Raw genomic sequence first — 8,837 nt, 5'->3', positions numbered from 1 at the left:
GTCAACGATAACGCGGGCAACCTGACACCCCGCGGTGCCCTGTCGTCCATCGCGAGCAAGCTCGCTCCTACAGAAAATCCTTATAGGCAAACAACGCCGGCGCCCCACCAGTGTGCAGGAAGATAATCGGACCTTCGTCGAAACGCTGACGCCCGATCCCGTCCAGCAGGCCTGCCATGGCCTTGCCAGTGTAGACCGGGTCCAGCAGCAAACCTTCCTGACTCGCCAGCAGCTTCACCGCCGCCAGTGTTCCGGCATTCGGCTCGCCATAACGCGGGGCGAAGTATTCGTCCCACAACTCGACCTTGAAAGCATCCGGCAAGCTCACACCCAGCAGTTCGGCAGTGCGTTCAGCCAGGCCTTGAACCTTTGGCCGCTGGTCTTCATCGCTGCGCGAGACCGTCACGCCGATCACTGGCAGCTCCGGCAGTGCTTCACTCAAGGCCAGTGCCAGACCGCTGTGGGTACCGGCACTGCCCGAGGCCAGGACCACGGCGGCGAACGTCAGGCCGGTGTCCTTGATCTGTTCGGCCAGTTCCAGCCCGGCACGTACGTAGCCGAGGGCGCCTAGCGCGTTGGAGCCTCCGATCGGCACCAGGTACGGCTTCTTGCCGTTGTTGCGCAGTCTGTCGGCCAGGGCTTGCAGTTGTTCGTCGGCGTTGTCGAGGTTTTCCACCAGTTCGACCTTGGCATCGAACAGGTCGAGCAGCAGGCGGTTGCCGTTGCCGGTGTAATTGTTGTCATCGGTGCCGAGTGGGTTTTCCAGAAGGGCTACGCAGCCCAGACCCAGTTTCGCCGCAATGGCGGCCGTCTGGCGCACGTGGTTCGATTGCAGCGCGCCGGCGGTGATCAAGGTGTCGGCACCCTGGGCCAGCGCATCGGCGGCCAGGTATTCGAGTTTGCGCAGCTTGTTGCCGCCCATTGCCAGCGGCGTCAGGTCATCGCGTTTGACGTACAGGTCGCGACCCAGCCAGGTCGACAGGCGTTCGAGTTTTTCCAGGGCGGTGGGCTGACCGAGCAGGTCGAGGCGGTTAAAGCGGGCGAGCTGTTGTTTGATCATGGGTCCGTACTGGCCGTGGAAGATCTCAGGACTATAGGCACGCGAAAAAGGCTGGGCAACCGTCAATTGCTTATAGCTAATCGTAATGAGCACAGCATTATTGGTTCTTAATTTGCCCCGCTGCCCTTGCCGTAAAGTAATCGCCGTCAGTGCGGCCAGACAGTCCGGTCGCCCGTGAGGAGTTTTTACCGTGAGTGAGCGTTCCAGCCATTGGCAATTGCAGACCATCGTCAGCCAGCTGCGCACCGCGCGTGAGCAGTGGCGAGCGCAAAATGGCCGGGCCAGTACCGAGCAGGGCGGTCGCGAGCTGCCCTCCCGGGCGGCCATGGCAGAGATTCTCGAAGCCTTGTGCGGTGCGCTGTTCCCGATGCGCCTGGGGCCGGTTGACCTGCGCGAAGAGAGTGAAGATTTCTACGTCGGTCACACGCTGGATGTGGCGTTGAATGCGCTGTTGGCCCAGGCGCGACTCGAATTGCGCTATGCCGCGCGCCACAGTGCCCAGGCCGATACCGAAGTCGAAGCCAAGACCATCCAGATCATCCAGGACTTCGCCCTCGCCCTGCCGGGGTTGCGCAGCCTGTTGGACACCGACGTACTGGCGGCCTATCACGGCGACCCGGCGGCGCGCAGTGTCGATGAAGTGCTGTTGTGCTACCCGGGGATCCTGGCGGTGATTCACCATCGGCTGGCCCATCATTTGTACCGTGCCGGGCTGCCGTTGCTGGCGCGGATCAGCGCGGAAATCGCCCATTCGGCCACGGGCATCGACATTCACCCCGGCGCGCAGATCGGCCGCAGTTTCTTCATCGACCACGGCACCGGCGTGGTGATCGGCGAAACCGCGATCATCGGCGAGCGCGTGCGGATTTATCAGGCCGTGACCCTGGGCGCCAAGCGCTTCCCGGCGGACGAAGACGGTCAGTTGCAGAAAGGCCAGCCTCGGCATCCGATTGTCGAGGATGACGTGGTGATTTATGCCGGGGCGACGATTCTGGGGCGGATTACCATCGGCCAGGGTTCGACCATTGGCGGCAACGTCTGGCTGACCCGCAGCGTGCCGGCGGGCAGCAACCTGACCCAGGCAAATCTGCAGCATGAAGATGGGGCGCAGAAGTAGGCTCCAGAATCTTCTTTGACTGGACTGGCCTCATCGTCGGAACGCCGCCCGGAGCAAGCTCGCTCCCACAGTGGATCTCTGCTGAACACAACGGTTGTGACCGGCATTGAATCCTGTGGGAGCGAGCTTGCTCGCGATTGGATTTCAAGCCGAATCGAGTCGCCAATCCCGCACCAGATCCTCCCTTGAGCTAGCGTATAACCAGTACCGCCGAGCCCTGCGATTAGTCCTTAGCCCCCTATCCATGTTTAACTTGAACGTTCATTCAAGTTAAACCGGTGGTTCGCCGCCCGCTCACAACAGGAGGCTTGCCTTTGCTGAGTCCGATTTCTACAGCCACGTTTTACCCCTTCGAGGTGCACCGTACATGAGTGCATCGTCCATCCCTCCAAGCGGCCTGGTCCGCATGAATCCGCCGGTGTTCTGGTTCTCGGCGAGCTTCATTCTGTTGTTTGGTGTCGTTGTCATCGCCATGCCCGAACAGGCCGGTGCCTGGTTGCTGGCGGCGCAAAACTGGGCGGCCAACACGGTCGGCTGGTATTACCTGCTGGCGATGACCCTGTATCTGGTCTTCGTGGTGGTCACCGCCTTGTCCGGCTACGGCAAGATCAAGCTCGGTGCCGACCACGACGAGCCCGAATTCAGCTATTTGTCATGGGCCGGCATGCTGTTCGCCGCGGGAATCAGCATCACCCTGTTTTTCTTCTGTGTGTCCGAACCGTTGACCCACATGCTGCAACCGCCCCAGGGCGAGGCCGGTACGGCGGATGCGGCGCGTCAGGCGATGCAGATTCTGTTTTTGCACTGGGGTTTGCATGGCTGGGGCGTGTTCGCCTTTGTCGGTATGGCGCTGGCCTATTTCGCCTATCGCCACAACCTGCCGCTGGCCCTGCGCTCGGCGCTGTATCCGCTGATCGGCAAGCGCATCAATGGCCCCATCGGCTACGCGGTGGATGGCTTCGGCATCATCGCCACGGTGTTTGGCCTTGGTGCCGACATGGGTTTTGGTGTGTTGCACCTCAATTCGGGTCTGGACTACCTGTTCGGCATCGCCCACACCCAGTGGGTTCAGGTCGGCCTGATCACCCTGATGATGGGCGCGGCGATCATCGTTGCGGTGTCGGGCGTCGACAAGGGCGTGCGGGTCATGTCCGACATCAACATGCTGCTGGCCTGTGCGCTGTTGCTGTTCGTGTTGTTTGCCGGCCCCACGCAGCACTTGCTCAACACCCTGATCCAGAACCTCGGCGATTACCTCGGCGCCTTGCCGATGAAGAGTTTTGACCTCTACGCCTACGACAAACCCAGCGACTGGCTGGGCGGCTGGACGGTGTTCTATTGGGCCTGGTGGATCGCATGGTCGCCGTTCGTGGGCTTGTTCATCGCGCGGATTTCCCGTGGCCGCACCATCCGCGAATTCGTCTTCGGCGTGCTGCTGATTCCGCTCGGCTTCACCCTGGCGTGGATGTCGATCTTCGGCAACAGCGCCATCGATCAAGTGCTCAACCACGGCATGAGCGCGCTCGGCCTGTCGGCTATCGACAATCCGTCGATGACGCTCTACCTGCTGCTGGAAACCTACCCGTGGAGCAAAACCGTCATCGCGGTGACGGTGTTCATCAGCTTTGTGTTCTTCGTCACCTCCGCCGACTCCGGCACCGTGGTGCTGTCGACACTGTCCGCCAGGGGTGGCAATCCCGATGAAGACGGGCCGAAATGGCTGCGGGTGTTCTGGGGCGCAATGACCGCACTGGTGACCAGCGCGCTGCTGTTTTCCGGCAGCATCGATGCGTTGAAGTCGGCGGTGGTCCTGACTTCGTTGCCGTTCTCGCTGATCTTGCTGTTGATGATGTGGGGTCTGCACAAGGCGTTTTATCTGGAGTCGCAGAAGCAGATTGCGCAGATGCATTCGTTGGCGCCGGTCTCGGGTTCTCGGCGTGGCAAGGGCGGCTGGCGGCAACGCCTGAGTCAGGCTGTGCATTTCCCGTCGCGCGACGAGGTTTATCGCTTCCTCGATACGACGGTGCGCCCGGCCATTGAGGAAGTGTCGGCGGTGTTTCGCGAAAAGGGGCTGCACGTGGTCATGCACCCGGACCTGGCCCATGACAGCGTCAGCCTGGAAATCGGCCACGGCGATCAGCATCCGTTCGTTTATCAGGTGCAGATGCGCGGCTATTTCACGCCTTCGTTTGCCCGTGGCGGCATGGGCTCCAAGCAACTCAACAATCGCCGTTACTACCGGGCCGAAGTGCATTTGAGCGAGGGCAGCCAGGACTACGACCTGGTGGGCTACACCAAGGAGCAGATTATCAACGACATCCTCGACCAGTACGAGCGGCACATGCAGTTCCTGCATCTGGTGCGTTGATTACGGGCAGGGCGCCGGGGCTTTTAGCTCTCGGCGCTCAGCACCATGAACAACACCAGCGCCGCCACGGGGATGCTGAACACCATCGTGCCGATCCCCAGTTCCGTACTCAACGACTGGCCGGCGGTCACCACGCCGATGGCGCCGTTGATCACCGTCAGCGCCAGCCACAGGATCACGAAACTGTAGGTGAGTGTCTGGCGGCTGAAGCCGAGTTTCTCGCCGATGAATAGCATCATCGCGAGCAGGGCCAGGCCGAAGGTGATGATGATGGTGGTGTGCATGGCTTCTTCCATCCTTGCGATCGTTATCGCGTCTTCGTTGCTTTGGTGACTGTGTTCCTGTCGACCCGGATCACGCAAGTCTGTCGGCCTCTTCGCGGGAAAGCCCGCTCCCACAGGTTCAGCGGTATTCACAGGATTTGTGTACGACACGGGCACTGTGGGAGCGGGCTTGCCCGCGAAGGGGCCATTTCAATCAATACAGAAACTGGCTGATCAGCGAAAAAACGGTACATCCCCCAACACCGTCGCCCGCTGCATCACCCGCCGCGCCGGCCGGTAATCATCCACGGCGTAATGCTGGGTCACGCGGTTGTCCCAGAACGCAATGTCGTCCTGCTGCCAGCGCCAGCGAATGGTGAATTCCGGCCGCGTCGCGTGGGCAAACAGAAACTTCAGAATCGCCTCGCTTTCGGTTTCCGACAATTCGTTGATCTTCGAGGTGAAGCCTTCGTTGACGAACAGCGAACGACGCCCGCTCACCGGGTGCGTGCGGATCACCGGGTGTGACAGCGGCGGATTCTTGCGCCGTGCTTCCTCCCACTGGGCCAACGCTTCGGGCGTGTTGCCATAACGCTCCAGCGGGAACGAACGGGTGAAATCGTGGGTGGCGGTCAGGCCTTCGAGCAAGGTTTTCACCGGTGCCGACAGCGCCTCATACGCGGCAATTCCGCTGGCCCACAGGGTGTCGCCACCAAACTCCGGCAGCAGCTTGGCGCTGAGCACCGCGCCCATGGCCGGGGTCGGCAGGAAGGTCACGTCGGTGTGCCAGATCGCGTTATCGCGCACGTCGGTGACGGCGGTGTCGAGGATCAGCACTTCCGGTTGTTCCGGCACATTGGGGTAGATCGGGTGAATGTGCAGGTCGCCGAAATTCGCGGCGAATCGCGCCTGTTGTTGTGGCTTGATCGGCTGGTCGCGAAAGAACAGGACTTGATGTTTGAGCAGGGCCTGCTCAATGGCGTCGCGTCGTTCCGCGCTCAGCGGCTGGCTGATGTCGACGCCGCTGATCTGTGCACCGAGGGCCGAGCTTAAAGGGGTGATGGTCAACTCGCACATGGTTGTTCTCTTGAATTCGGGTGCGCTTTTTGTGGGAGCGGGCTTGCTCGCGAAAGCGGTGTGTCAGTCTTAATAATGTTGCCTGACACTCTGCATTCGCGAGCAAGCCCGCTCCCACATTTATGATTTCAGTGGGCCTGGCCGTGCCACGGCACCAGTTTGCGTTGCAGGGCGCGCAGGCCCAGCTCCATCGCGAAGGCGATCAGCGCAATCACCAAGATCCCCAGCACCACCACATCGGTGACCAGGAACTGCGCGGCGGACTGCACTATAAAGCCAAGACCGCTGGTGGCGGCGATCAATTCGGCGGCGACCAGGGTCGACCAACCGACACCAAGGCCAATGCGCACCCCGGTCAGAATGTCCGGCAAGGCACTCGGCAAGATCACGTGGCGAATCAACTGCACGCGCGTTGCCCCCAACGACTGCGCGGCACGCAATTTGGCCGGGTCGACCGTGCGCACGCCGGTGGCTGTGGCGATGGCAATCGGGGCGAAGATCGCCAGGTAGATCAGCAGCACTTTCGACAGTTCGCCGATACCGCACCAGATCACGATCAGCGGCAGGTAGGCCAGCGGCGGAATCGGCCGGTAGAACTCGATCAACGGATCGAGCACGCCGCGGGCGATGCGGTTGGCGCCGATTGCGATGCCCACCGGCACGGCGGTGAGAATCGCAAAGCCGAGGCCCAGGCCGATGCGGCTCAGACTCGCGCCGAGGTGCTGCCACAGGGTTGAATCCATGTAACCCGAGGTCGCCAGCAGCCAGCCTTTTTGCAGCACGGCGGAAGGAGGCGGCAGGAACAGCGGCTCGATCAAACAGGTCGCCGTAACAACCCACCAAATGGCAACGAGCGCGGCCAGTGTCAGCACGCTGATCCAGCGAGTGCTCAAGCGGCGTCGTGCCGCAGGCACAGGAGTGCCTGGCTTTATCGCGGCGACGGGAATTTCGTAACTGCTCATGCGCGCTCCTGCCGCTGGACGGCGCTGCGTTGGGAGAACACTTTGGCGAGTACGTGTTCGCGGGTTTCGATAAAACGCGGATCGGATTTGATCGAGCGAGCCGACTCACCGGCGGCATAACGCTGACCGAAGTCGAGGCTCAGGCGCTCGACGATTTGCCCCGGGTTCGGTGCCAACAGAATCAGGTCGGTGGCGAGGAATACGGCTTCTTCGATGTCGTGGGTAATCAGGAACACCGGCTTGGCGGTGCGTTGCCAGACTTGCAGCAGCAGCTCCTGCATCTGCTCGCGGGTGAAGGCATCCAGGGCACCGAAAGGTTCGTCCATCAGCAACACGCGCGGGTCGGCAGCGAGCGCGCGGGCCAGGCCGACACGCTGCTTCTGGCCGCCCGAGAGCTGCCAGATGCGGCGCTGTTCAAAACCGCAAAGATCGACCAGTGCGAGCATTTCCCGGGCGCGAGCTTCGCGTTTGTCCCGGGCAATACCGGCCAGCTCCAGGCCGAAGCCGACGTTGGCCAGCACGTCTTGCCAGGGCAGCAGCGCGTCGTCCTGGAACACCACGCCGCGCTCGGCGCTCGGGCCTTTGACCGGCACGCCGTCGAGGGTGATGCGCCCGGCGCTGGGTTCGACGAAACCGGCAATCAGGTTCAACAGCGAAGTCTTGCCACTGCCGGACGGGCCGAGGGCGACCAGCAATTGCCGGGGCCCCAGGCTCAGGGAGATATCCGCCAACACCGGTTCCGGGTTGCCGGAGTACTGTGCGCTGATGCGCTCCAGCTGTAGCAATGCCATCGCAGTCAACTCCCGATCAATTGGTGATGAACTTGGCGCTGACGTACGGCGCGTAGTCCGGCAGCACCGCCTCGACCTTGCCTTGCTCCTTGAGGAACGCCGCGGTGTCGGTGATGGCTTTGGTGGTCGGCGCGCCGAGGGTGAGCACCTGGTCAGCCGCCAGCGGGTAGACGTTGCCTTGCAGCAGCAGCGGAATGTCGCTGGCCTTGGCGCCGGACAGCTTTACAAGCTTGTCGACGTTGCCCTGGTTGGCGAGCCAGGCTTGTGGGTCTTTGCGGTAGTCGGCGTAGGCGTCGAGGGTGACCTTGGCGAACGCGGTGACGATCTGCGGATGCTTCTCGGCGAAATCCTTGCGCACGATCCAGGCATCGAAGGTCGGGGCGCCGAACCTGGCCAGTTCACCGGAAGTGATCAGGACCTTGCCGTTTTCCTTGGCCACGCCGAGGGCCGGGTCCCACACGTAGGTGGCGTCGATGTCACCGCGTTTCCAGGCGGCGATGATCGCCGGTGGCGCCAGGTTGAGAACGGTGACTTTCGAGGGATCGATGTTCCAGTGCTTCAGTGCCGCGAGCAGGCTGTAGTGGCCGGTGGATACAAAGGGCACGGCGATTTTCTTGCCGATCAGGTCTTGCGGGGTCTTGATCCCGGAGCCGTCGCGGGCGACCAAGGCTTCGGCGGCGCCGATCTGGGTGGCGATGAGGAAGGTTTCCACCGGGACTTTGCGAGTGATGGCAGCGGTCAGCGGGCTGGAACCGAGATAGCCGATCTGCACGTCGCCGGAGGCGATGGCGGCGATGATATCGGCACCGTTGTCGAATTTGCGCCAGCTGATATCGGCCTTCGTGGCCTTTTCGTAAGCGCCGTCGGCCTGGGCGACTTTCGCCGGGTCAACGGTGGTCTGGTAGGCAACGGTGACGTCGGCCGCCTGGGCAAAGAAAGTCGCGGTAGCCAGCGTTGCGGCCGCCAGCAAGCGTAGAGGGAAAGTCAGTTTCATCAGAAAGCTCCTTGTCAGGCGACCGAATGTCGGCGTGATAAAGAGACTAAATGATCTAAGAATCCTAAAATAAATAACTTTTTAGAATTAGCTTATGAGGGGAAAACTCTGGGGGAGCGCAGCCGATCATTCCCTTTGTGGGAGCGGGCTTGCTCGCGAAAGCGGTATGTCAGTCACAGTAAAGTCGCCTGACACTCTGCATTCG

8 protein-coding genes are annotated in these 8,837 nt (G+C 61.8%); 2 read left to right on the top strand and 6 right to left on the bottom strand.

The annotated features are described in order from the left end of the window. Positions 1 to 67: 67 nt before the first annotated feature. Entirely contained in the window at positions 68 to 1,060 is a 993-nt protein-coding gene (locus tag AC3WN7_RS28320; RefSeq protein WP_102675818.1) for a D-cysteine desulfhydrase, read from the bottom strand. Between the two features lie 190 nt (positions 1,061 to 1,250). On the opposite strand from AC3WN7_RS28320, the gene epsC reads away from it, so the two are divergent. Both epsC and betT read left to right on the top strand, forming a co-directional pair. Then, complete coding sequence (gene epsC, locus AC3WN7_RS28315) at positions 1,251 to 2,177, top strand: serine O-acetyltransferase EpsC (RefSeq protein ID WP_007972891.1); 927 nt, start codon at positions 1,251 to 1,253, stop codon at positions 2,175 to 2,177. 406 nt (positions 2,178 to 2,583) lie between these two features. Then, a complete protein-coding gene (gene betT / locus AC3WN7_RS28310; protein WP_173862176.1) occupies positions 2,584 to 4,545 on the top strand; it encodes a choline transporter BetT in 1,962 nt (653 codons plus the stop codon). A gap of 23 nt (positions 4,546 to 4,568) precedes the next feature. Here betT and AC3WN7_RS28305 read toward each other — a convergent pair whose 3' ends face one another. From AC3WN7_RS28305 to tauA, 5 genes are all read right to left on the bottom strand, one after another. After that, positions 4,569 to 4,829, bottom strand: coding sequence for a hypothetical protein (locus AC3WN7_RS28305; protein WP_041474972.1), 261 nt, complete (start codon positions 4,827 to 4,829; stop codon positions 4,569 to 4,571). Positions 4,830 to 5,042: 213 nt separating this feature from the next. Then, positions 5,043 to 5,885 carry a taurine dioxygenase gene (tauD, locus tag AC3WN7_RS28300; RefSeq protein WP_102675820.1) on the bottom strand — a complete coding sequence of 281 codons (843 nt, stop codon included), beginning with the start codon at positions 5,883 to 5,885 and terminating at the stop codon, positions 5,043 to 5,045. Positions 5,886 to 6,013: 128 nt separating this feature from the next. After that, entirely contained in the window at positions 6,014 to 6,847 is an 834-nt protein-coding gene (tauC, locus tag AC3WN7_RS28295) for a taurine ABC transporter permease TauC (protein WP_102675821.1), read from the bottom strand. Then, positions 6,844 to 7,638, bottom strand: a complete 795-nt coding sequence (gene tauB, locus AC3WN7_RS28290; protein ID WP_102675822.1) for a taurine ABC transporter ATP-binding subunit — start codon at positions 7,636 to 7,638, stop codon at positions 6,844 to 6,846. Before tauB ends, tauC begins: the two co-directional genes overlap by 4 nt. Positions 7,639 to 7,654: 16 nt before the next feature. Then, the gene (gene tauA / locus AC3WN7_RS28285) at positions 7,655 to 8,632 is read right to left on the bottom strand and encodes a taurine ABC transporter substrate-binding protein (protein WP_095964508.1); all 978 of its coding nucleotides are present in this window, start codon (positions 8,630 to 8,632) and stop codon (positions 7,655 to 7,657) included. Positions 8,633 to 8,837: the final 205 nt, after the last annotated feature.

This window comes from Pseudomonas sp. FW305-70 (genome assembly GCF_058783925.1).
This window is presented reverse-complemented; position numbering and strand designations above follow the sequence as displayed.

Bases quoted from the DNA above. Each gene is read 5' to 3' on its own strand.
- tauA (WP_095964508.1), bottom strand. From the start codon at position 8,632: ATGAAACTGACTTTCCCTCTACGCTTGCTGGCGGCCGCAACGCTGGCT.
- AC3WN7_RS28320 (WP_102675818.1), bottom strand. From the start codon at position 1,060: ATGATCAAACAACAGCTCGCCCGCTTTAACCGCCTCGACCTGCTCGGT.
- AC3WN7_RS28305 (WP_041474972.1), bottom strand. From the start codon at position 4,829: ATGCACACCACCATCATCATCACCTTCGGCCTGGCCCTGCTCGCGATG.
- tauC (WP_102675821.1), bottom strand. From the start codon at position 6,847: ATGAGCAGTTACGAAATTCCCGTCGCCGCGATAAAGCCAGGCACTCCT.
- tauD (WP_102675820.1), bottom strand. From the start codon at position 5,885: ATGTGCGAGTTGACCATCACCCCTTTAAGCTCGGCCCTCGGTGCACAG.
- tauB (WP_102675822.1), bottom strand. From the start codon at position 7,638: ATGGCATTGCTACAGCTGGAGCGCATCAGCGCACAGTACTCCGGCAAC.
- betT (WP_173862176.1), top strand. From the start codon at position 2,584: ATGAATCCGCCGGTGTTCTGGTTCTCGGCGAGCTTCATTCTGTTGTTT.